20 protein-coding genes are annotated in these 24,747 nt (G+C 38.4%); 10 read left to right on the top strand and 10 right to left on the bottom strand.

What is annotated here, in order from left to right:
* Positions 1–4 precede the first annotated feature (4 nt).
* Positions 5–229: a hypothetical protein gene (locus ABDZ97_RS07910; protein ID WP_343786278.1), complete on the top strand. Its 225-nt coding sequence runs from the start codon at positions 5–7 to the stop codon at positions 227–229.
* Between the two features lie 37 nt (positions 230–266).
* On the opposite strand, the gene ABDZ97_RS07915 is transcribed toward ABDZ97_RS07910, so the two are convergent.
* The 4 genes from ABDZ97_RS07915 to ABDZ97_RS07930 form a co-directional block, all read right to left on the bottom strand.
* On the bottom strand, positions 267–3,194 hold the full coding sequence (locus tag ABDZ97_RS07915; protein WP_343786280.1) for a PAS domain-containing protein: 2,928 nt from the start codon (positions 3,192–3,194) through the stop codon (positions 267–269).
* Positions 3,195–3,200: 6 nt separating this feature from the next.
* Positions 3,201–4,583, bottom strand: coding sequence for a PAS domain-containing protein (locus ABDZ97_RS07920; RefSeq protein WP_343786282.1), 1,383 nt, complete (start codon positions 4,581–4,583; stop codon positions 3,201–3,203).
* A 260-nt stretch (positions 4,584–4,843) separates the two neighbouring features.
* Positions 4,844–6,229 carry a hybrid sensor histidine kinase/response regulator gene (locus tag ABDZ97_RS07925; protein ID WP_343786284.1) on the bottom strand — a complete coding sequence of 462 codons (1,386 nt, stop codon included), beginning with the start codon at positions 6,227–6,229 and terminating at the stop codon, positions 4,844–4,846.
* A complete protein-coding gene (locus ABDZ97_RS07930) occupies positions 6,226–8,814 on the bottom strand; it encodes a PAS domain S-box protein (protein WP_343786286.1) in 2,589 nt (862 codons plus the stop codon). Before ABDZ97_RS07930 ends, ABDZ97_RS07925 begins: the two co-directional genes overlap by 4 nt.
* A 252-nt stretch (positions 8,815–9,066) precedes the next feature.
* On the opposite strand from ABDZ97_RS07930, the gene pnuC reads away from it, so the two are divergent.
* Together pnuC and ABDZ97_RS07940 are read left to right on the top strand one after the other, a co-directional pair.
* Positions 9,067–9,663, top strand: coding sequence for a nicotinamide riboside transporter PnuC (pnuC, locus tag ABDZ97_RS07935; RefSeq protein ID WP_343786288.1), 597 nt, complete (start codon positions 9,067–9,069; stop codon positions 9,661–9,663).
* Positions 9,660–10,184 carry an AAA family ATPase gene (locus ABDZ97_RS07940; protein WP_343786290.1) on the top strand — a complete coding sequence of 175 codons (525 nt, stop codon included), beginning with the start codon at positions 9,660–9,662 and terminating at the stop codon, positions 10,182–10,184. Before pnuC ends, ABDZ97_RS07940 begins: the two co-directional genes overlap by 4 nt.
* On the opposite strand, the gene ABDZ97_RS07945 is transcribed toward ABDZ97_RS07940, so the two are convergent.
* The 3 genes from ABDZ97_RS07945 to ABDZ97_RS07955 all read right to left on the bottom strand — a co-directional run bounded on the left by ABDZ97_RS07945 (position 10,150) and on the right by ABDZ97_RS07955 (position 14,541).
* Complete coding sequence (locus tag ABDZ97_RS07945) at positions 10,150–10,515, bottom strand: response regulator (RefSeq protein ID WP_343786292.1); 366 nt, start codon at positions 10,513–10,515, stop codon at positions 10,150–10,152. The genes ABDZ97_RS07940 and ABDZ97_RS07945 overlap by 35 nt on opposite strands.
* The gene (locus ABDZ97_RS07950; RefSeq protein ID WP_343786294.1) at positions 10,502–12,775 is read right to left on the bottom strand and encodes a PAS domain-containing sensor histidine kinase; all 2,274 of its coding nucleotides are present in this window, start codon (positions 12,773–12,775) and stop codon (positions 10,502–10,504) included. The genes ABDZ97_RS07945 and ABDZ97_RS07950 overlap by 14 nt, the downstream gene beginning before the upstream one ends.
* Positions 12,776–13,251: 476 nt before the next feature.
* The gene (locus ABDZ97_RS07955; RefSeq protein ID WP_343786296.1) at positions 13,252–14,541 is read right to left on the bottom strand and encodes a lysophospholipid acyltransferase family protein; all 1,290 of its coding nucleotides are present in this window, start codon (positions 14,539–14,541) and stop codon (positions 13,252–13,254) included.
* Positions 14,542–14,683: 142 nt separating this feature from the next.
* Here ABDZ97_RS07955 and ABDZ97_RS07960 point away from each other — a divergent pair, with 142 nt between their 5' ends.
* The 5 genes from ABDZ97_RS07960 to ABDZ97_RS07980 all read left to right on the top strand — a co-directional run bounded on the left by ABDZ97_RS07960 (position 14,684) and on the right by ABDZ97_RS07980 (position 18,562).
* The gene (locus tag ABDZ97_RS07960; protein ID WP_343786298.1) at positions 14,684–15,415 is read left to right on the top strand and encodes a DUF4625 domain-containing protein; all 732 of its coding nucleotides are present in this window, start codon (positions 14,684–14,686) and stop codon (positions 15,413–15,415) included.
* 88 nt (positions 15,416–15,503) lie between these two features.
* On the top strand, positions 15,504–16,256 hold the full coding sequence (locus ABDZ97_RS07965; protein ID WP_343786300.1) for a class I SAM-dependent methyltransferase: 753 nt from the start codon (positions 15,504–15,506) through the stop codon (positions 16,254–16,256).
* Entirely contained in the window at positions 16,253–17,011 is a 759-nt protein-coding gene (locus tag ABDZ97_RS07970) for a ZIP family metal transporter (RefSeq protein WP_343786302.1), read from the top strand. The genes ABDZ97_RS07965 and ABDZ97_RS07970 overlap by 4 nt, the downstream gene beginning before the upstream one ends.
* A gap of 88 nt (positions 17,012–17,099) precedes the next feature.
* A complete protein-coding gene (locus ABDZ97_RS07975) occupies positions 17,100–18,338 on the top strand; it encodes a peptidase U32 family protein (RefSeq protein WP_343786304.1) in 1,239 nt (412 codons plus the stop codon).
* Complete coding sequence (locus ABDZ97_RS07980) at positions 18,335–18,562, top strand: ferredoxin (RefSeq protein WP_343786306.1); 228 nt, start codon at positions 18,335–18,337, stop codon at positions 18,560–18,562. Before ABDZ97_RS07975 ends, ABDZ97_RS07980 begins: the two co-directional genes overlap by 4 nt.
* A gap of 1 nt (position 18,563) precedes the next feature.
* Here the strand turns inward: ABDZ97_RS07980 and ABDZ97_RS07985 are convergent, their stop codons facing one another.
* Positions 18,564–20,891 carry an efflux RND transporter permease subunit gene (locus ABDZ97_RS07985; RefSeq protein ID WP_343786308.1) on the bottom strand — a complete coding sequence of 776 codons (2,328 nt, stop codon included), beginning with the start codon at positions 20,889–20,891 and terminating at the stop codon, positions 18,564–18,566.
* 66 nt (positions 20,892–20,957) lie between these two features.
* Between ABDZ97_RS07985 and ABDZ97_RS07990 the strand changes: the two genes are divergently transcribed.
* Positions 20,958–21,995, top strand: a complete 1,038-nt coding sequence (locus tag ABDZ97_RS07990; RefSeq protein ID WP_343786310.1) for a T9SS type A sorting domain-containing protein — start codon at positions 20,958–20,960, stop codon at positions 21,993–21,995.
* Between the two features lie 184 nt (positions 21,996–22,179).
* Here the strand turns inward: ABDZ97_RS07990 and ABDZ97_RS07995 are convergent, their stop codons facing one another.
* Complete coding sequence (locus ABDZ97_RS07995; RefSeq protein ID WP_343786312.1) at positions 22,180–22,323, bottom strand: hypothetical protein; 144 nt, start codon at positions 22,321–22,323, stop codon at positions 22,180–22,182.
* A gap of 139 nt (positions 22,324–22,462) precedes the next feature.
* Between ABDZ97_RS07995 and ABDZ97_RS08000 the strand changes: the two genes are divergently transcribed.
* Positions 22,463–24,172, top strand: a complete 1,710-nt coding sequence (locus ABDZ97_RS08000; protein ID WP_343786314.1) for a BamA/TamA family outer membrane protein — start codon at positions 22,463–22,465, stop codon at positions 24,170–24,172.
* On the opposite strand, the gene ABDZ97_RS08005 is transcribed toward ABDZ97_RS08000, so the two are convergent.
* Positions 24,169–24,735: a hypothetical protein gene (locus ABDZ97_RS08005; RefSeq protein ID WP_343786316.1), complete on the bottom strand. Its 567-nt coding sequence runs from the start codon at positions 24,733–24,735 to the stop codon at positions 24,169–24,171. The two genes, ABDZ97_RS08000 and ABDZ97_RS08005, sit on opposite strands and share 4 nt — an antisense overlap.
* Positions 24,736–24,747: the final 12 nt, after the last annotated feature.

A 24,747-nucleotide genomic window follows, 5' to 3' on the forward strand; every position in this document is an offset into this window, starting at 1 on the left:
AAACATGAAAAGTCTACTGTATCTTATGATTGCCAGCTCCGCACTACTTAGCAGCACTGTAAATATGGATCATGACTCGCATCAGGACCTAAAAAAGAGTATACCACCCTTATCTTTTCAATCCGGTCATGGTACATTAATTGACTCATCACATTTTCAAATGACAACGGAAGATGGCAGCTCTTATTCAATGGACTACAATTCCACCCGTTCTAACAAATCAAATTAGGAAACTGATCTTCTAGTTTCAGTACAAGTACTCGTATTTAATTTTCTACCGGTACTTCCTGCCCTTTCAGTTTAGGTAACCGCATCATAAAGGTACTTCCTCTCTCTTCTTCAGAATCAATTTCTAGAAATCCGTCAAGATTTTCAACAATTTTCTTACAAATTGCCAGCCCAATCCCTGTTCCTGAATAACTCTCTCTCGAATGGAGACGTTGGAAAATTTCAAATATTTTATCGTGGTATTTAGGGTTAATACCTATTCCATTATCCTCAAAGTACAAAACCCATCCTTCTTCCTCTTCCTTCGCATAAATATTGATAATGGGGGATTCGTCTTTTTTCCTGTACTTGATTGAATTACTGATTATATTCTGAAACACCTGTCTGTAGGCAGAAGAAGTTCCCATTAATGAAGGGAGTTCGCCGACTTTGAGTTTCACTTTATTCTCTTCAATACTACTTTTTAATAGAATTTTGACATCTTCTATGACTGCGTTCAGATCAATTAGCTCATAATCTTCTTTCTTGATTCTTCCCGCTCTTGAAAACTCCAGCAAGTCAAGAATGATTGTTTTCATCCTTTCGGCTCCGTCTACTGCATACTGAATATACATTTTCCCTTTATCATCCAAAAGATCATTGTATTTCTTTTCTATCTGCTGTAAAAAACCGGTTACCATCCGCAGAGGTTCCTGCAAATCATGGGAAGCGATGAAGGCAAACTGTTCGAGCTCATTATTCGTCGAAGCCAATTCTCTGACTTTTTTACCCAACTCTTCATTCAGATGGCGAAGTGCTATTTCGGTAGCTTTTCGATACGAAATATCGGAAACAGCTCCAATCATTCGGATAGGACGCCCTATTTCATCTCTGATTACTGTTCCCTTATCAACAACATACACGTATGTACCATCTGCTTTCTTGAAGCGGTATTCATGCGACCAGGCATTTTTCTCATCAGCCGATTCAATGATCCGTTTTCTGTCATTGAGAATCCTCTCTCTGTCGTCCTCATGAACATTTTCTATCCAAAGCCTAATATCCGGTTCCTGATCGGAACTTTCGTGACCAAATATCCGATAGAATCCTTCTCCCCAGTAAAAGACATCCCGTTCTACATCCCATTCGTAGATCGCATCATTTGTAACCATATTCACCGACTGGTAGAGGTCGTTACTTCGCTGAATGGAATCGATATGTTGAAAACGCGTAATAATCAAAGCAGAAAACCTGCTCGATCGTTCAAATATTCGGGTTTCTTCATCCGTCGGGTGTTTAGGTTCTTCGTAATAGTTAGCAAAAGTGGCAATAACATTAGATTCACCATCAAAAACGGGTTGTGACCAACAGGCTCCAATCGAAAACTGTGTTGCCAGATCCAGGTAATTCGCCCATCTTTCGTCAGCCAGTACGTCACTCACAATTACCCGTTTTCTTGTGTAAGCTGCAGAGCCACATGATCCGACATTAGGTCCTATCTTTAACCCATGGATCTTTTCAAGGTATTCTTTATCGAGTGAAGGAGAAGCCAGGTTATACAAATGCCCTGACTCAACACGCAGTATAGACGTTTTCATTCCGGGAAATAATCGTTCCAATCCCGACATATAATAATGAAGCACCTGATCAAGAGGAACATAACCTGCCATCCCCATTCCGAGTTCCATCACTTCTTTTTCCAACTGTTCCACTTCCGAAATCAGTCGTTCGGAGGTTACGTCTTTAATTGCCCCGATTACGCGATAGGCTTTATCTTGTTCATTCCGAAGTATGATCGCTTTATCTTTAACGTAGGAATACCCCTGACCATTAAAGATTCTATATTCGGCCGTCCACTCTCTTTTTCCCTCTTCACGAATTGCAGAACGAAAAGAATCTAATATCTCATCCAGGTCTTCCGGATGAATTTTAGAGTTAATCAAATCGTTATTGTTTCGTAAATCTAACGGTTCAATATTGAAGAAGCGTATAAACCCGTCCCCCAGAAATAACTCCTCTTTAATCAGATCATAATCCCAAATACTTTCAGAACCTGCTCTCATTAGCATAGAGAAGCGTTCATTACTTTTATTGAGAGCCCTTTGTGTTTCAATAAGATCTGTTATCTCAACACTATTAACTACAACTCCCTGAATAGCATTATCTTCGGACAAATTCGTTCCGACCGACTGCACCCAACACCAGGTACCATCTTTTCTTCTAAACCTATATGGTGTGGCATTCAAACGACGACTTGTCTCTAATTTTGCAAATTCAGCAGACAACACCTCCTGATCTCTTGGGTGAATAAACTCTTTTACTTTTTTGCCTAGTAATTCGTCCTCCCTGTATCCCAAAAAGGTTTTAAAATTCGGAGACACATATGTATAAACTCCACTAAGGTCAAGAATAGCAATCATATCCGATCCTTCCTGAACCATTGATTTGAATCGCTTCTCGCTTTCCCTTATTTTTTCCTGAGTTTCTTTTAATTCCTTCCCATCGCGGGCAACACAATACATCCGTTGTTCTTCATTATCCCACTGGGCTGACCATATCACCGAAACCAAATGACCTTTCCGGTGCACATATCGGTTTTCAAAGTTTTTTACTACCAGACCTTCACGGATCAACTTAGCAATACCTTCCGTTTTTTCTCTGTCATCCTCGTATACCAACTCCAAAAATTTCCTTCCTGACAATTCATCAGGCGGATAGCCAAAAACATCCACAGAAGCATTACTTACCCGATCAAAAACACCATCAGCATCTATGGTACATATAACATCGAGAGAAGAATCCAGAATCCGCTGAATTTCTCTTCGGTTTCGTTCTATAATTTGTTGTTTATTGTAGGAATCAGTAACATCTTTTACAGACAAAATATGACTAGAGTCCCCCAGATTACTGTCAAAAAAGGGAATTTTTGATTTAGCGATTTTAAGAATCAGCTTTTCGGTGTTATTGTCAGGTTCAGTGTTATTCATCCCGAACTATTTTTTAGGGTTGGACTCTATTTCTATCTCAAAAGACTCAGCTGTTTCAGATTGACTTAGTATTTTATTGATGATAAGGGTTCGTAACTCACTCTCGGTATAATTTAATTTAGACGAATATTCCTTAATCAACTTATCAAATGAGTTATTCTGTTTAAACAACTCCAGTTTTTCCGTCAACACCAGCATCCCTTCGGGCGCAAATTCGAGAATATTCTCTATCGTATGTAGTAGTTTTTTCTGGGTTTCAATCATTTCCTTTTTCTCAGACATATCTATGCCCAATCCGTAGATACAATTTTCTCCATTGAATGTAAATCGGGAAGCAATAAAGTGAATCGGCTTTTGAACACCCGATTTAGAAGTGAATTCCACATCAATTTCCGTATTTCCCTTTTCCAGTACACTTCTAATCTCTTTTTCAACAATTTCCCTGGCTTCTCCTTCAAAAAAGTCCAAAGGAGAAAGATTACTCATCTCCGAATCGTTGTACTCAGTCACCTCGGTTAATCGTTGGTTCCACAACAAAAATTCTCCGGATTGATTAAAAAGAAAAAAAACATTCGGTAACTGCTGAATCAATTGATTGGTTAAGTTTCTCTGATCCCGGAGATTCTGCTCTACTTTTTTTTGCTCCGTAATATCAATCAACATTCCTTTCAGGTCTATTTTATCTCCGTTTCTCAACACAGAGACCCGATCCTGAACCCACAAATAGTGTCCCTCTTTATGTCTGATTCTATAGTCAAAGACATGATTCCGGTCCTGCCGAATCTCATTTTGGCAAAAACTAACGGCAAACTCCCTGTCTTCGGGGTGAAGAATACTCTCCCAAAATTTTGCATCTGCCATCCATTCGTCAGCTGAATACCCCAAAAGTTTTTCCAGTTGCGGGCTGATGTATGAAAACTCTATTGTTCTTCCATCTGCCTCCCACAGACATCCTCCCACCGAATCGAGTAAGTCACTTAATTTCAGTTGTAAATTAGTAAGATGCATCCCCGCCTCTACTGACGGAGTAATATTTCTGAATACCCCGGATACCTTTACTGGTTTCCCTTCCGCATCTTCTTCTAACCGGGTTTTACTTTCAATAATTATCGGTTTTCCGGATTTATGAATGAATTTAGCTCTGATTTCATAACTATTCTCATCCGAATAAACACCCAACAAGTGTTGTTCTACCCGTTTTTTATCATCCGGGTGAATCAAACTCACAACTTTGTGATGATCAAGAACGAAGTCTTCTTTAGAATACCCCAGTATTTTATATACGCCATCCGACCAATAATAATTATCGGTTTCCAAATCAAACTCCCAATATCCGATATCGGCAATTTGTTCTATTTGTTTTAAAATAGCTCCTAAATTACTCTCCATCACATTTTTAGTTGCCTGAAAATTACAAAATTTATCTCTTCCGATCTAACTTTTAGAAATTTAGGCGTTGTAAAATAATATAACCAATCAACTAAGTACTAGTACCTAATTTACGTAATTAAACGTTATTTCAATCAAAAAGTCGTAAAACACCTCGTATTTTTGGTAATGCAAACACATAAATATCGTGTTTTCATAGTAGTAGTGTTGGAAAAATAGCGAAACGACTCCTGTTGTATCGCTATTTTTATTTTCAGCTACTAATTACGCACTTTTTTTCTCATGATCAATTTCGTTCCTTCTCCCGGATTGGATTTAAATTCCAGATTGATTTCTGCTGCAATTGCACGCTGCTCCAGATTTTTCAATCCTAACCCCGGTTTAATTTCATCTCTTTGAAATCCTTTACCATTATCTTCCACCAAAATAACGAGGTCATCATCTGACAAATCAAAATTACACTCTATCTGTTTACATTCGCTATGTTTGACAGAATTATTTACAAATTCCTGAACCATTCGGTATACGCTATAATGGTCAACCTGTTCCCAGGCTTTATCAGTAATCAAATCGCTAACATTCAGTTTCATTTCCACTTCCGTGACTGATCCCAAACGATCAAACATTGCTTTTAAACCTGCTACCAAACCTTTTTCCAATTCAGGAGGCGTCAGATTATAACACATGGCACGTGTCATGTCAAGACTGGTTTTGATCATTGATTGTGCGTTAGCTACCACTTCATCGCTCCCCTCTGAAATTCCTGAAAGCTGGGAAACATAAAAGTTCAATGCGACAAGATGTTGTGCCAGTCCGTCATGAAGTTCACGCGAAAATCGTTCCCGTTCTCCTTCCAGGGTTTCTTCAACAATTTTCAGTTTTTCCTGTTCGAACAGATACTTCTCCGTTTCATCTTTGATAATGATTGTATAAACTTCTTCACCTCTGAATGTAGTTCGCGCTGCCAATTGAGAAACATATAGTACATTCCCATCTGCTGTGATGTGTCTGAACTGACTTTCCCGCTGGTTTTTGACAGCATACTCCACTCTCCGATCAGACTCGTCTTCTGCAAGAAAGTCTGTCAATTTCATCTGTCTGACATCAGACAATGAACACCTGTATAAATCGAGAAAAGCATTGTTAGTACGAAGTACCTGTAACGTATCATTCACCAACAAAATAGGCAACGGACTCGCCTCAAACAATAAACGAAACTCTTCTTCGGACTGGATTAATTGCTGAATATTTCTTTTTCGTTCTATGGAATAATGAATGGACTTCACCAGGATATTGGTATCACTGTTTCCTTTCAAAATAAAGTCCTGCGCACCTTTTTTAACTGTTTGCAGGGCAACATCAGTATCACTCATCCCCGACATAACAATAATCGGAACCGAGTGAAATTTCTCGGATGCAAATTCGAACGTTTCTAATCCTGAGAAATCCGGCAAAAACAAATCCAGTAATACAATATCAGGAACACTGTCTGCAAGTCCGTCTACTGCCTTCTGCAAACTTTCGAACACGACAATATTACGACTTGAGAAGCCTGAAAAAACGAGAAGTTCCTGCAAGAGAAAAGCATCTCCGGGATTGTCCTCAATAATCCAAACTGTAATCAATTCATTATTACGTGTAGTCATTCCAATACTCTTTTGTCATTTAATTCTACCCACATTGTTGTACCGGTTCGATCTGATTCGACCCAAACTTTCCCTTTGTGAATATCAACAATTCGTTTACAAATTGCAAGTCCCATTCCTGTCCCTTCAATTCCCATTGCATTTTCACCCCTCTGAAAGACCAGAAAAATTCGTTCAAAATCCTTTTCCTTTATTCCTAATCCATTATCCTTCACATACACCTGAACCGTTCCTTCTTTCTGTTTCTGAATAGCTCCGATTTCAACCACCGGATTCTCCGAATCATTGTATTTAATTGAATTACTAATCAAATTTTGCATGAGCTGATTGAGTAACATACGCCCACCTTTCACCTTTGGAAGTGATTCATATATAATTGTTGCTCCGGAGGTCTGAATCTCATTTCTTAATAACACTTTGACGTTTTCCACAATTTCATTCAGATCAACTTCTTCTCCGATTAATCCCCTGCTATCAATTCTCGAGTACGCCAGTAAATCATTCAACAACCCGGACATTCGCTTCGCCGCATCAGTAGAAAATTTGATATATTTCCCTCCCTTCTCATCCAACTGCTCGGCATAGTTACTCTCCAACAAAGTCAGGAAACCTGAAATCATTCTCAATGGCTCCTGTAAATCATGAGACACAATATGAGCAAACTTTTCCAGTACATTATTGGACAGTTCCAATTCTTCTGCACGATCCTTTAACTTACTATTCAGTTGCTGTAATTCTAGTTCAGTCCTTTTTCGCTCAGAGATGTCTCTGGCTGACAAAACAATAACATTTTCTTTTGTGAAGTTCACCCCTGTCCAGGACAACCAGACAACTCTTCCTTCCGCAGTTTTCACACGGTGTATCAGGTGACTTCCTCCATATCCCTCTTTAAGAGATCGTAAGAATAACTCTGTATTCTCCCTGTCCTGATCAATCGCGAAATCAACAATACTCATTTCCACCAATTGATCCGGCATATATTTAAGCACCCTGCCCAATGCCGGGTTAAACCAGATTGGTTTACCATCTTCTTTAATGACACAGAAAATATCTTTTGAAATAGAGAAAATTGTTTGGTACATTTCCTCTTCATTTCGTCGTTTTATATCTCCGGCCCACAAAGGAATCACTTCCTGAATGGATTTCAGTTTCTGATCCCTTACAGTGACATTTTTAACCAAGAGGTTCAAAATCCCTACTAACTCCCCATTATGTACCAACGGAATAGCAACCAGACGTCTTACACCACACATCATCAACACTTCTTTTCTCTCAAAATGTTTCTCTTCCGAAAGATCTTCTAATACATATTCGGTATTACCATTTCCTATATTTTGGAAAAAAGAGTCTGAAGAGGAGATAAACGTTTTTTTCAACGATTTGAAACATTCCTGGTCTACCTCTCCACTGGTGTAATAATTTTTCAGATAAAAAGACTCTTTGGTTAAGGTTGGTATCCAGAGTTCAGTAGCCTCTGAATTTGTTTCTTCTGCAATGATTTTTAAAATATTGGAATACGCATAAGATGTTCCCGTACTCCTAAGCATATCCAGCACCTTCGACTTAAAGACAACCAGACGTTGTCTTTCAACTTCCTGAGTAACATCGCGACCTATTGCAAAGATCAATTGTTCACTTTCAACCCATCTGCCCGACCATTCAATATGAATCAGTTCCCCGGACTTTGATACAATTCGATTCACAAAATTATATACCGCACTTCCAGATGTTTCACCAAACTGATCCTGTGTAACAGTAACATCATCCAAATACACGATAGAGAAGCATGATTTCCCCTCCAGTTCTTCAGGTTTATATCCTGCAATAAACTCAAATGCGTTATTCACCTGTACAAAATCACCCTCTTTTGAGATGGTACAAATAATATCCACAGACTGATCTAAAACAGTCTGTTTAAAAACGAGTTCACTATTCAGCTTTTTATTAGTTTCTTCCAACTCTTTCTTAGCTTCATGTTGAATCGTCACATCTCTGAAATTTGCAATAAACAAAAGTCTTCCCTGATTATCGTTAAAAGTTGTTATTAAGGCCTCTACCCAGATTATGCCTCCTTTTCCATAATTCATCCGGATATGAAAAACAGCTGCGTCGTCTTCTCCCCTGATAATACTTTTTATCAGTTCGTCTCCTTCTGTAACATCTTCATAAAAGATAATCGACCGGATATCGAGTCCTTCCAAAACTTCTCTCGGATACCCCAGCACTCTTCCCGCAGAAGGACTTGCATACTCTACAATCCTGCGTTCGTCATATATAAGTATGCCATCATGAGAATTACTGAGAAGTGCCTGATAAAAACTTGGGTTCTCTTCTATTTTTCGGTGTTTTCTTCTCCTTCCATTACCAGAATCTTTACTTTCCTGTTTTCGTATCTGACCTTTTATGACCGCATATAAAATAAGCGTGGTTGCAGAAATGAAGAAAAAGCCCTTTATATTTTGGAAATACGTAATACTTTCAACATCCTCGTCTCCGAAAATAACCTGAGCCAGAGAGTCACTGAAATATATCCATATCAAACCTATAACTAAATATCCCAGAGCTATTTTCTCGGCTAATTTCATTTATTTTTTCGAATCTATTTCCTGGCTGAAAGTACAACTTTGATTCATGGTTTGCAAACTATTTTATGCTTAAAATCTCCTCCTTTATCTATAGATAATCACGACACTGTTCTATCAAATTCTTAATTCACGAACTCTTTTCCAACCTTTTCACTTCTCACTTTTGTGCGATAATTTATAAAAAGTGGTCTCTTCAAAAAATTCCATCCTGCAGCTCCCCGATACTATTCAATTTATTAGCACTTTTGCAGTATGTCAATATTGGAATTGTTTGTCGGGTATATAAGAACAACATCTCCTCTTGAATTAACAGCAGTATTTACGAGCCTTACTTATGTAATACTTGCAGCAAGAGGAAGTCGGCTTTGCTGGTACTTTGCCTTCGCATCTTCTTCTATTTATATGAGTTTATTCTTTGGTGTTCAGTTGTATCTAGAGTCCATTTTACAACTTTTTTATGTCGTCATGGCCGTATATGGTTTTCTATCCTGGAATACAAACGAATCTTCCGGAAAAATTAAAAAATGGCCTGTAAAGTATCACCTTATCAATGCCGGGTTAAGCCTGCTTGCAACCCTATTACTCGGCTATTTATTCTCCTCCCTAACTGATCAGTCGTCGCCTTACATTGATGCTTTTACAACTACGTTTAGTCTAGCCGCTACTTTTATGGTCGCTCAGCGGGTACTTGAAAACTGGATTTACTGGATCATTATTGATGCCGTATCTACTTACCTTTACTTCTCAAAGGGACTGGAGATTAGCGGAATGTTGATGTTTGTCTATACGATACTTGCTGCTTTCGGTCTGTTCCGATGGTACAAGCAATACCAATTACAACGCGTATGATACGAATTGTGGTTACCGGTCCCGAATCTTCAGGAAAAACAACTCTTGCTACCCAACTATCCCGACATTTTAACTGTCCCTGGATCCCCGAGTATGCACGTGCGTTTTTGATGAAACAAAATGGAAACTATGTTCGGGAAGATCTGGAAATCATTCTGGAAGGTCAACTGAAATCCTGGGAGAAAGTTAAAGGAATGCCGCTTGTCATTTACGACACTGATACGAGCGTATTGAAGGTTTGGCACGAGTTCAAGTACGGCACTAACAACCCGGTTATTGATTTAGCTTTTTCACAACAGAAAACAGACCTTTTTTTACTGTGCAAACCTGACATTTCGTATGAAGAAGATCCTTTACGGGAGAACCCTAATGAGCGTGATGAACTATTTTCACTTTATGAGAACTTACTTGCTCCGCATAAAACGAAAGTCCGCATAATAGACGGAGAGGGAGAAATCAGATTACAAAAAGCAATTGACGCAGTTGCTAAGATTGTTCAATCTCCAACATCTCGGGATTGAGTGGTTTTGATAAAAAAGAACGTACAAAGTCATATTGATCAATCCGTTCTATATCTCTGGGGTTTACAGAAGATGATAAAATATATACTTCCGGAGAAAGTTTCTGCTCCACACATGAGTTAACAAACTCCCACCCTGACATCAAAGGCATATTCAAATCCAGAAGAATCGTGTAATTGTCTCCTTTTTCATTTAAAAAATGTAACGCCCGATTAGCATCTTCGAACGCCAGCACCTCCATTTCTATTTCTAAGCTATTTAATATTTCCCTGGTCAGAAAAATTGATACAGGATCGTCATCTATAATTATAATAGGTCTATTCGTTTTCATATTCTCTGAAGGTTAGTTTTACATTCGTGCCCAAGTCAGGTATCCCGGTTATTTCTACCGATCCTCCTAATAATTCAACTTGCTTTTTCGTTATATACAATCCAAGTCCTTTCCCCTGGCTTACACCGTGATGAAATCTTTTGTACATTCCGAATATATCCTGTTTATACTTATTGGTATCCAAACCAATACCGTTATCCTCAATCAGGACTTCCCAGGATGATTCTTCCGGTCTGTCTTTAAGGACAGCGCTTACCTTTAAAGGACGAACTTCCGATCTGAACTTGAATGAATTTGACAGTACATTTTGGATAATACTCAGAAAGTACTGCTCATTCGTTTTGATACACGCCTTTTTTATTCGTTCATCCCTCACAGAAAGCTCTTCTTTTCTCACACCGATTTCATCTGCAACTTTTTCTATAACAGAAAATGGGTCTACCTGATCTTTAAGTAGTTCCGGACTCATATTCAAAGATAAGATTTTTGTTAAATCCTTCACTACTTCATCCAATTGTTCTGATGATGTGGCAATCAATTTGGTTATATCACGACTTTTTTCCGAACGTTCTTCTATATTATCCAATAGTCGTGACAAGCCAATTACATTGGCTAAGGGAGAGCGTAAATTATGAGAAATAATATAACTAAACTGTAATAACTCCTCGTTCTTTGCCTGCAATTCTTCAATTTTCAGTCGTAACAAATGCTCTTTACTTTCTATTTCTTCGAATAACTTCTTCCTTTCTGTAATATCCCGTATAATAGACTGTGTACCCATTACTTCTCCATCTTCCTGCAGCCCTCTGGTACGACATTCAAACCATCTTTCTTCACCAAAACTTGTGGCGGGAAACTCTATGTATTCCGGAATACTGACTCCCTCAATACATCTCGAATAAATTTCTCTTACATAATTCCGATAATCTTCTCTGACAATATCCATCACTGAAATCTTTCCGATCTGAGATCGGGAAACGGAAAAGTATTCCAAAAACTTCTTGTTCGCGAACGTAATCACCCCGTCCTTATTATCAGTACAAATGGCGTCCTGAATGTTATCCAGCAGATCCAGATATTTCCGTCGACTCTTTGCCAACTCATTCTCCGTAATCTTCCTTCTGGTTGTATCACTATGCTTTATTAAAACCCGATTCGAACCATCATCCAGTAATGAAGCGGTAAAGTTATACCAATTCGTTATTCCTTTATCTACTATCATATACTCCATCTCAAACCAGGGTTCTTCATGCGCCATCACCTTCTTCAACCCAATCAATAATTCATTCGGTAAGAATCCTGAAAAGCACTTTTCTCCTACACACTCCAGATAATCCTGTCCGACTTCCGGACATCGCAATTCTTCATCAGCCTGTATAACACGAAAATTATCCCAGGCCAAATTTGTAAATAAGATTTTTCCCTGTGGACTTAATACAGCAATCCTTGATGTCATAGTAGACAAAATGGACTGGTTAAATTTCACACTGTTGTTTAATTCCTCCTCGTGCTTTTTCTTCTCCGTTATATCAAAACGAACCGACAAAAAGCGTTCTACCTCTCCTTCTCCATTATAAATCGGAGATATTGTTGTATCCACCCAATACAGCTCTCCACTCTTTTTCCTGTTACATATTTCACCTCTCCAAACCCCTCCTCTCAGAATTGTTTTCCACAAATCAACAAAGAAAGTCTTAGGGTGATAACCTGAATTAATAATTGAATGCGTTCTTCCCAATAACTCCTCCAGAGAGTACCCTGAAAATTCACAAAACAAATTATTAGCATATAGAATCTGTCCTGTATAATTCGTTATCGTTACAATCGCCGATTTATTCAACGCATTCTGAAGCGAAGTGAACAAACTGGATATCGAATAATGTCTTCCTCCGATGGTTTCTTCAAAAATTAAAAAACCAAGATGCCTTCCTTCTCCATTCACCTTACTAAAATCATGGAATTCCAACACTCCCACCTCTCCGATTTTCGGAATATACACGGGGTAACTTCCTTTCCACGATTCGCCAAGTGATTGAGCAACCCGAAGTTCTCCATCCCGTATTACACGATATCCCTCCGGAATATAATGCAACCAGCTAAACTCGTCTTCATCTGCGCAAACATCTCTGAAGTTCTTTTGCAGAACAGGCTGAATGTCTTCCTGAAGAAAATCGAAACTCTCTCCATTAAACCCATTTACAAAAAAGCAGTTACAATGCTCCTGAACAAGCTTTTTTAACTCCTCGCCACTAACAGACATGTACTACATTTTTCTTAACCATATTACCTTTCACCATTTTTTATCACACGAATCACATCTTCTACAAATCCGAATCAGAACGCGCCTCACCCCATCTCATTTTTAACAGGTACTCCCTGTACTCATCAACACACCCTGTTTTCAGCTCTGCAACTCCTTAAGCTCAGCATAGCAACACAGCATTAAAAAATGTACCCCCCTCATTTTGGTTATGGGAATACCAGTAGTTTAAGAAGTAATTTCCGGTAGCAAAAAACACCAACAATTGTCGTTTTGCAAACACTTCAATACAGTTTGCAATTACTTTTTGAGAATGCAAGTTTACTGAAAGCAATTGAAGCATCGTAATCAACTCTGGTTATTTTTGTAGTCTACTAACTTTATCAAAGTCCGGTTTATTCAAACAAACATCCATTAATCTTACAATAAAAAAAATGACTTTAATCAGGAATCCAATAGAAAAAGTGATTCAGTTCTTACATTCCTATTAGGTAGCGTAACCGCTTTTTTTGTTCCCTAAGATCCTGAACCATATCTTTCCTGTCTCTCATCAAAATTGTAAACCTAAGTTTCAATGTTACGTGACGATAGTACTTATGAATTGAATATGCCAGAATTCCGGAAACCGGCAATGAGACAAAATAAATCAGTTTTGCCCACCAGGGAAATAAAAAGAAGTGATCCCAAATCGCAATATACCCCAGATAAAAAAGAGGATACATAATAAAACCTATCAAAACAGCTAGTGGTGCATAATATTCAACTTCTTTTGTAATCAACGGAATGACCTTATCCGTTAGTTTAAACTGAATACCGTTATGAATTACCCCATATGCAAATACCGGAGCCATGATAACCAGACCAAAAAACGAAAACAACAATTGTCGTAAAAACATCACTGACCGAAATCGTCTATCCAAAAAATCTGCTTTCAGGGCAAGATGATCCGTCTGCCATTTTATCTCTTCCACTAACTGCCTTATCTCCAACATTCTCTCCGGATTATAAATAGAAACCCCGTATAGTCCATCCCTGATCTTTTTCAGCAATTCAAATTCATCTTTCTCGCTTTTCAGGTACTTTGATGTCAGGATGTTCCGTACCTCTTCTAACAAATAATCATGCAATTTATCCTCCGTCGTTACCAAAACACGCTCCATTCGCTCTCTGAAAAGAGCTGTTAAACTTCTGGATGTCGCAATAAAATCACTCGTATAATCTTCCAAATACTCTGCCGCAACGATAGGTTTATCAGCTGCAACTAATACGGAGCTTCGGAAGCGTTCGGGGCGAGAATAGTTTAATCCTAACGGAACTATTTTGACCCCTAATTTCCCTCCGTTCCTCTTCTCTGCTTCCAATGCGATTCTGGCTGCTCCTGTTTTTAATTTCCGCAGAATACGCTCCTGATAACTCGTTCCTTCCGGAAAAATTACAATTGTCTTACCTGCTTCCAACAACTGATAGCATTCCTCAAATGACTGATCATTACTAACTCCCTTAGCCTTGCCTTCTCCTGCCCTGTTTATTGGAATCATATTAAGCTTACGGAGAATTTTCAACCGGAATCCCGAACTGAAAAATGCCGATTTTGCCATGAAATAAATGGGTTGTCTGCACACAAATCCAACTACCCAGGCATCCATTAATGTATTCGGATGATTTGCTATGATTAGTAAAGGTCCTTTTTCGGGTAGATTTTCACGCCCTATCATACGAATTTCCTTATAGTAAATTCGTATGCCGATGCCAACTATAAATTTCAAAATTCGATAAAGCATCGCGTGAAGTTAATATAAATTTGGAATTTGTAACGTTGCAAGCTGCTTACAGCCTCCTCTTTAAACGTCAAAATCTTACTTTTGCAACTGTATTGCAAAAATTATTTTTTTATTCTATATTTGTTCTATGAAAAAAGGAGTTCTAATAATTGCCGGTATAGCTCTACTTTCTGCCTGTAAAAAAGCAGATATTGAAGCCCCTGTATTATCTGAAATACAGATCAATAATTCATCTCAGTCCGTTCAACTACATCCGGGTGAATCCTTTTCGGTTTCCGGGACGGTTACAGACAACAAAGAACTAAATCAGTTTAAAATTGACATTCATCACGATTTTGACGGGCACTCACACAAATCCATGACGACACGCTATGAAGAAATCAGGATTAGTGATATCTCCGGGACTTCGTATTCAATTAATGAAAGCTTTACTGTACCCGACAATGCATCTTCAGGCACATATCACGGAACCATTACATCTTTAGATAAGGAAGGGAATCAGTCTGAAAATAAACTTTTCTATTTTGAGGTCATCAGTCCTGATCAACCTGTCATGAACCTCACCGTTCCTACTTCAGTTACAGCCGGAAATGATTTGGTTATAAGCGGAACAATCACCGGAACGGTCTTCTTATCACAGGTATTTGTAAAAGCAACTTCCCTTTCCAGCGGTAATACACTTATCAATGAATCTTATTCTATTGCTTCCTCTGAATTAATGACCTGGGATGCACAAACAGACGGAAACTTATCAATCCCAATTCCCTCCAGTGAATCCGGACCTGTAAAAATACGAATCCGGGCAGAGGATCGTAATGGAAATAATACTATATTTGAACAACAAATAGTCGTTAATTAATAATTTCTCTCAGCTTGCACAATATCCCTCGGCAGTTTCGTTAGAGGGATTTTTTCTTTGGAGAAATTAGATAATAATTCAAACTGATATGACAGGGAAAGAGGAGATACAAAAAGATTGGTTCAAAGATTGGTTCAACACCCCCTATTATCACATACTCTATAAAAACAGAAATAATGAGGAGGCTGCCCTCTTTATACGTAACCTCGTTCAGTTTCTGGATATTGATAGTGAAAAAGCTAAAATCCTAGATCTTGCCTGTGGTAAAGGAAGACATAGCATTTATATGAATACACTTGGGTTTGATGTCAAAGGAGTTGATTTATCCGAAGAAAGTATTTTGTATGCCTCTCAATTTGCCAAAGACCGTCTTTCTTTTGCTGTTCAGGATATGCGCGAACCAATGCAGGAAAAGTTTACACATATCTTCAATCTTTTTACCAGCTTCGGCTATTTTGACTCTCAGGACGATAATCAGAGAGTCATGCATGCGATTGATGCTATGTTAGACAAAGATGGTATTCTTGTTATTGACTTCATGAATAGCCCTAAAGTTATTCAACAACTGGTCAAAGAAGAAGAAAAAACGATTGATTCCATTTCCTTTCACATCACCCGTGAACATGATCACCAACACATTTATAAACACATTCACTTTCAGGATAAGGGGCAAGACTTTCGTTTTTCAGAGCGGGTACAGGCATTAACATTGGATGATTTTTCCCGCCTAACTGATGCAACTGGTTTGCAAATAATCCGTACCTTTGGCGACTTTAGCCTGAACCCGTATCACCCGGAGACTTCGGACAGGCTGATAATTATAGCTAAAAAACAAGAATGAGTGCATTTTGGGGAATTACTTTGCTGATTCTGGCGGTTATGTCAGGCGCAGTATTAGTGTTAGGGCTGAAGCAAAAAAACGGATCATCTTTAATTAAACCTCTCTTATCCTTTAGTGGCGGTTTTCTTATTTCCATTGCGTTTCTGCATTTTATTCCCGCAATCTATTCCAAACACACAGAATCTATTGGTGTATATATCCTTTTGGGATTTCTAATTCAGTTGTTCCTTGAATATTTCTCAGGCGGAATCGAACACGGACATGTTCACCCAACTAAAAATGGAAATGTTCCTATTGTTCTTTTCATTAGTTTGAGTGTTCATTCTATTTTGGAGGGAATTCCTCTGGCTGCTGAATTTATTCCGGACGCATTGGGGGTTCACGTTCATGACCATCATGGACATAGTCATAGTCACGATTCGGGGCACAGCCTATTGTTTGGTATCATATTTCACAATATTCCCGTAGCTATAGCATTGACGACTTTGCTAATTCAAAGTGGTTGGCAGCGATGGTCAACGCTATTGATTTTATTTATCTTCTCACTCACAGCCCCTCTTGGTATTCTAATTGGAATAAATGCACCTCATCTTTTCAGTGGATATACAGCAGACATTATTCTAGCCATAGTTGTCGGGATGTTCCTGCATATTTCGACCACAATTATCTTTGAAACATCAGAAGGACATCGTTTCAACCTCATGAAACTAATCACTCTTCTTGCGGGAGCTTTCTTAGGATTATGGTTCCACTAAAGTTTCAATGTAGTATACCAAGGTAAGCTGACAAAAATCATTTTATACTCCCTTCTGTCTGACGATCTTTGCACAAATTTTTCCAGACATGAAATCAGATGTTGTAGAATTAATGGCTCCTGCCGGGTCATACGAAGCTTTAACGGCCGCTATACAGGGTGGAGCGAACTCTATTTACTTCGGAGTAGAACAACTGAATATGCGTACCAAGTCGACGCATAATTTCACGATCAATGATCTTCCAAAAATTGCAAAAATCTGTAGTGACCACCAACTGAAAAGTTACCTTACATTAAACACAATTGTCTACGACCATGACATCAGGCTTATGCAGCGAATCTGTGATGAAGCTCAGGCTGCAGGAATTACTGCAATTATAGCTTCTGATCATGCTGTAATGAACTATTGCAGAAAAATCAGAATGACCGTTCACATTTCGACTCAAACCAATGCCACCAATATCGAAACCGTGGAATTCTATTCTGTTTATGCAGACGTAATGGTACTTTCACGAGAACTGAGTCTTCTACAAGTTGAGGCAATAGCAAAAGAAATAAAAAGACGTGACCTGAGAGGACCTTCCGGAGAATTAATTCGATTAGAGGTATTTGGACACGGTGCTTTATGTATGGCTGTTTCAGGAAAATGTTACCTGAGTCTCCACTCAAACTTCTCATCGGCTAACCGCGGAGCCTGTATTCAAAACTGTAGAAAAAGTTATATTGTTACGGATAAGGATACAGGGCAGGAATTAGAGATTCAGAATGAATATATTATGTCTGCAAAGGATTTGTGTACGATCAACTTTTTAGATCAGATCATTGATGCAGGGGTCTCTGTTCTTAAGATCGAAGGTCGGGGCCGAAGTGCTGATTATGTGTACAAAACAACACGTTGTTACAGGGAAGCTATTGACTCCATTTCCGAAGATTCCTATACGAAAGAGAAAATTGATGAGTGGATGCAGGAGCTTGCCACTGTTTTTAACCGTGGCTTTTGGGATGGTTATTATCTGGGACGTCTCATGGGCGAATGGAACGATGAATATGGTTCAAAAGCAACCAAACGAAAAATATATATCGCCAAAGGTGTTACATACTACAGTAAAAGTAGTATTGCTGAATTTCAAATGGAAGCGCATGATCTGAAAGCAGGTGAAGAAGTATTAATTATAGGCCCGACAACTGGTGTTATTGAATGTACGGTACCTGATATATTCGTCGAAGGGCAAGAAACCGAAAAAGGAAGAAAAGGTGATCGAGTTACTTTTAAACTGAGTGAAAAGATAAGGCCTTCCGACAAACTTTATAAATGGGTTGATGTATGATCCGTGTATCTCAACTCCATGAGAAGTGCATTGGATGTAACGCCTGTGTTGAAGTTGATCGCTTTCGATGGCGGATTACCCGGACAACAGGAAAATGCATCCTGATAGATGGCACCATGAAAAAAGGCTGGTTTTCTGCTTTGGTGGGCGACGACGAACTGGATACGTTGCAAGCTGCAGCGAAGCACTGCCCGGTAAATATTATTAAGTTCGAGAAAGTTTAACTTACTTTTTCCTGAAGAAAAACACTATTAAAACCGGTAACAACAGTAGATCCGCTATTACAGCAAACACCAGACTTAATGACACCAGAAGTCCCATAATAAAAGTCCCCTCGAAATCAGAAAAGAGTAACATTAGAAATCCACTACTGAGAATCAAAGTAGTCAATATAATTGCCTTACCTGTAGAAACATAAGTTACCCGGAGAGCCTCAAGTGTTTTCTTCCCCTTATTTAACTCTAGTTTGAACTTACTTAAAAAGTGAATGGTATCATCAACAGCAATACCAAAAGCTATAGTAAAAACAATCGCAGTTGTAATTTTCAAATCGACACCCAAAAATCCCATAATTCCACCAATAAATAATAAAGGGAAAATATTAGGTATCAATGCAATTACAACCATACTAAAAGACCGGTACAATACCCCCATTAAAAGTGCAATAATCGCACTGGCCAGAACAAGTCCCTGCATCATACTGGCGGACAAAGTCCGCATATTCACATCCAGTAAGTGTGCCGTACCGGTTATTACGGGTCGGATACGTGTAGTATCTACTTCACGTCTGATAAAATCAAGTAATTTCTTATTCTTTTCCGTTACAATTTTATTCCCCCAATCCGGAATTCCTCCACTTATTCGAGTCATACGCCCTGAAGAGTCGATAAGCATTGCCAACAGTTCATCTCCTTTCGCTGTTATCATCCTGCGAACTCTATTAAGTTCCCTATTCGACTCCGGTAATCTGTACCAATCCTTTTGCCCTGCGTGCAGGCTTCTGTTTGCTACTTTTAGCATCGAAGGCAAGGAGTTGATTCTGCCGACCCCATATTCCAACTCCAGGTATTCTTCTATTTGTTGTATTTCAATCAACACTTCTTTATCCCAGAATGATGCCGTACTATCTACCAGTACAATTGCCAGTTCAAATGGTCTGACGCCTCCATAATGCTGATCCAGATAGTTAAAATCCTGTTTCATCGGTGTATCTTCCGAAATATCGTCCATCAAATAGTTATTCGTCTCAATTTTTGAAATTCCGTAAACAGCGACAAGACCAAAAATCAGAAAGCCAGCAGGAATCCATTTACGATAGGTCAACGTATAGCGGAAACACTTTGAAAGAAAGCCAAACCAGACAGGCGTGTTGTATTTACTCTCCCTAACAACTTTTGGAGTACGTGTAAAAAGAAACAATACCGGTAAAACAAAAAACGTCAGTAAGAAAGCCAATAAAACACCTAAAGCCGTGTATATCCCAAAAACCTGTATAGGTCTGATTCCTATTAAAAATAAGGTTGCAAATCCTACAGCAGTAGTAACTGAAGTCAGAAGTGTTGCCATTCCGATTTCTTTCATCGTATTCTTAATCGCTGGAATTTTCTCTATCCCTTCTCTCAGGTTGTCAATATATTTACTAACCATGTGGATCACATCAGACATCGCAACGACAAACATGATACTTGGTAAAACAATCAACAATACATTAATCGGTTCGCGAAAAAGTCCCATCGCCCCTATCACCCAAATCAATGCCCCGAACAGAACAACCTGAGGCAGTAAAATTCCCCAAACAGAACGGAACGCGATAAAAAGGAATAAAATAACAAGAACAACGGACAACGAAACAAATAGCATCATTTCGTTCTGCATTTTTTTGACATAGTACTGTTGTCCGACAGCCCTACCTGTAAGGCGTATCTGATCAAAATTATACCCGGATAAAATTGTCCGAATATCAGCTACCATTGTGTCACATTTCTCTTTTCCTATATAATCTCTATGCTTCAAGAAAATACACAACGATTTAGCGTCAGAAGCAATAAACCGGTTAACCAATTCAGGATGACTGAATATGCGGGCTGAATCTTTATCCAACCGGAGACTGTCCAGGTGTAAATAAGGAATCTGAACTGCAACCCCTCCCGGCAAAAGACGAAACTCTTTAAGTGTTGTTAGAGAAACTACCTGTTCTACATACCTTGCTCCTTTTAAATCATCGGATATTTTTTCTATATCTTTCAGAAAGTTTTCCTCAAAAATGCCTGCCTCCCTTTCTATTGCCAGCAAAATAAAATCATTGTCGGAGGAGAATCTGTCCCTGTAGTCAGCAAAAAAATCGGCTTCGCTATTACCTTTAGGCAGGAAATCTTCAAATTCGTATGTGAATCCAAGGTGCTTCCAATTGTATAAAAAAAAGAGGGTCAGAGAAGTTAATACCAGAATAATCCATCTGGAATATTTTTTTAACTTTTTTTCACCAACCTTTTGAGTTAAGACTTCGTCTATCATTACGGTAAAACTATATAACATTTCAACAACTTCATCCATGAAGTGTTGAGAATAAAACAAGCTAGGTAAAAATAAGTTTTTAACTTTAAGACAAAAAATTAGACTATGAAAAAACGTGTACTATTACTTTCAACACTTGTAGCATTAACCGGAGTGACTCAGGCACAGACCTGGTCGTTTTCAGACGAAGCTACGATAGGAGATGCAATACAGATGTTTGTTGTTGATTCAAATGCTGTAAACTATTCAGCCAGTACAGGAAGTGCTCAAACCTGGGACTACTCTCAACTTGGCGGATACACCAGTAATGACAAAGTAATTGATGTATTAGACGCTTCTGCAAGCCAGTATGCTTCCAGCTTTCCTTCTTCTGCGTTAAATATGATTATTCCCGGATATATGGAAATGTTCTATACAGCTAATGCTTCAGAAAAACAGGGGCAAGGTTTTGTATTGAATATTGATGGTGTAGGAGAAGCTATTATTGAATTCAATACAAATAATCAACATTTGATGAATTACCCGATGAGTTTAGGATCTTCTTTAAATGATGCTTTTGAAGGTACTTTAGAAATAATGGGGAATCCATCTCCTGCTTCCGGAGAAACGTGGGTAGAAGCAGATGGAACAGGGACCCTACTATTAGCAAACAGTACATCACATACTGATGTGATCCGAGTAAAAACAATAGATACTATTTATACAAGTATTACAGTTGGTGTACCTATGCCGGTTACTATTGCACGTGAACAATATGACTATTACAAATCAGGAACATCTACATTCCCTTTATTTAGTCATTCTCGATTTGATGTTATCAGTGCAGTATATAATGTATCATTCGGAGTTGTGTTAAGTTCGGTAAACCCATCTGCTACAGTTGGAATTCAGGACACTAAAATTTCAGAAACAACTTTCAATATTTTCCCGAATCCTTCAAACGGAAACTTCACAGTTTCTCTTCCTTCAACAGAAGACGCAAGAATTCAGATCATTGATGCAGTTGGAAACATTGTAAAAACAATTCTTCCCGTCTCTACAGAAACTGTAGTTAGTTTGGCTACTGAAGCAAACGGAGTTTATTTTGTAAAAGCTTCTGCTAACGGAGATAGTAAGACAATGAAATTAATTGTAAGAAATTAATACATAAAGCCCTCAAAAAACTGGAGTGTATAATACACTCCAGTTTTTTTATTCTCATATCGTTCCTTTTATCTTTGTTTTAGAAAGTTCCCATAAAGTGTTACTTCCTCAAAATGATGGTTGGCACAAACAAAAAAAGGTCAACGTAGCAGGTCGACCTTGATTTTGATTGGAAAAAATGTTCCTACTTAGAGGCTAAATCTCCACTTTGCTCAATAGAGTTAATACTACTACCGTATGCATCACATTTCGCCCCTTTTGTTCCACAAGATGAAACTAAAGTCGCCACAAAAATCCCTAAGAAAGCCAAGGCCAAAAACTTCTTCATATTCCTCAATTTAATTTTTAATTTGGTTGCTTGTTGTCAACAAATATACAACAAAAACAAAAACCGTCAAGAAATGTTTTCCACAATCAATTGATTACAATCGTGAATAAATCTATATTTAACACGTTATTTTACTATTGTGAAAATCATTGCTTACATAGCTTTTTTATCTATCCACTTTACTGTTATAAGTCAAAAAAAGTGGAACGTTACACTTATAGTAACAGACACTGACAGCACTCGTGAAGTGATAAAAAGCTATGCAACGAAAGACACTTCGGGAGTCAGGGATTATGTTGCCAAAAAACTCTTTTCGATTCGGAAAAAAAATCATCCTCTGGCCGGTATTGAGCAAGTTGAACGAGATACAATTAACAAAAAATTAATTTATTACCTATACAAAGGTCCTCTCTTTGAAAAACTAACAATTCGTGTTCTTTCAGAACAAAAACAACTAATAAAAAGGGTTCCCGGAATCAATGAGCGACTTCTGGCTCAGGTAGAACTTTCTTCCGTTGAAATTGCAGAGGTTCAGTTAAAACTGTTACAATATCTCGAAAATAACGGATACCCTTTTGCAAAAGTTTACTTTACCGATATACAACTAGACACTCACTCACCATCTGCTCAACTAAAAATTGAGACAGGACCTGAAGTCAAATGGCATACAATTCACTTAAAAGGCGACCCGAAAATCAGAAAGTCGTTCATTCAAACTTACCTGGGAATTCGTGAAGGAGATTTGTATTCCGAGAAGTTATTCCGTCAGATTACTTCTAAAATTGATCAACTCGTCTACCTTAACAATGAACAAACTCCTCAAATTGCTTTTAGTAGTGAAGGTGCTGAACTCTATCTCTATTTAAAAAACTCTCCTTCAAGCTCAGCAAACGGAATTCTGGGTATCCAACCTAATGAAGCTGGAAAAGTGACTTTTACAGGAGATATTCAGTTGCGGCTCATGAACCTGTTAAAATCCGGAGAACAAATGGATTTATCGTGGAAAAGCCTGCAAGCCGGAACACAACAGCTCGATATCGGAATTAATTATCCTTTTCTATTTAAATCTAACTTTGGAGTTGAGGGAAATTTCCATCTCTATAAACGCGATTCCAGCTTTCTTGAAATACAGGCTCAGGCCGGAATCCGGTATTATATCGGAAAGGGTAGTTTTATCCGTGGATTTTATCGTTATGAAGGATCAAATGTACTCAGCGGAGCAGATAACAACCCAAATTTCAGTACAAGTGAAACCGTCCGGACAAACTTTTATGGAATAGGTATTATTCGTAAGAAAGTAGACTACCTGCCCAATCCAACCCGCGGACTTAATCTGGAATCAAATATTAGTTTTGGAATGCGAAAAGCTTTCCCTATTGACAGTACAGATATCGTAAGGCAAACCAACGCGACAACTTATAAATTCGATCTCGCTATTGAATATTTCATTCCACTTGGTAAACGGCATACCATCCGAGTGGCAAACCTATCTCGTTTTTATATTGCCGATACCATTTATGTGAATGAACAAATCCGATTTGGAGGGCTTAATACACAGCGCGGATTTGATGAAGAATCATTATTTGCTACTACCTTCTCACGTTTCACGCTGGAATATCGCTTCCTGCTGGACAAAAACTCACATCTATTCGCCTTCTTTGATCAATCTATTTATGAAAATACCAGTAGAAATTATTACAAGGATACTCCCTCTGGATTTGGCGCCGGACTTGCCTTCGGGACTAAAGTAGGAACGTTCTCAATCTCTTATGCACTAGGAAGTCAGTTTGGAAATCCTATACAATTACGGGATGGGAAAATTCATTTTGGCTATGTCGCTTTCTTCTAGTTCTTTTTTTTCCTTACTCGTTGCTCTATTCTATTCGTAAGTACTCTAAAAAACAGTTTTGCGTCAGTTTCATTCAGCTTTCTCCCTAACCGTACCGTTTTTCCCTGGTACTCAAAAGAAAGCTTTTCTCCACCTACTACCCAAATAGATCTCTCAAACTGAAAGCCTAAATTGGATTCTTTCACCTCCTCTATTTTAACCTTAGAAATATTCTCCAAAAAATAGGACTGCGCCTTACCATACGAAAAGATGGATCGTTTAATCATCAATACCTGATCATTAATCCGTATTAACTCTTTTCCTTTCAATTGCCATAATGTAGCGCGTCCAACCCGTACAAGAAAATACAACCAAAAAGATAGAAATACAATCAGTACCAATTTCTCTTCCCGCGTATAATCCTTAAATAAGCTATAGATCACATATCCTCCAATCAATACCCAAACCGTTAACCATGCCGATAAGAGATTGTTCTTCCAGGCTACCTTTTCCGGGTAAATGACAAATGTTGTTATGCCATCTTTCTGATCCACATAGGATATTCTTTCTCCGATCCATTTCATACCCCAAAACTA

This window comes from Wandonia haliotis, assembly GCF_039523435.1.
In the GTDB taxonomy this organism is placed as follows: Bacteria; Bacteroidota; Bacteroidia; order Flavobacteriales_D; family Crocinitomicaceae; genus Wandonia; species Wandonia haliotis.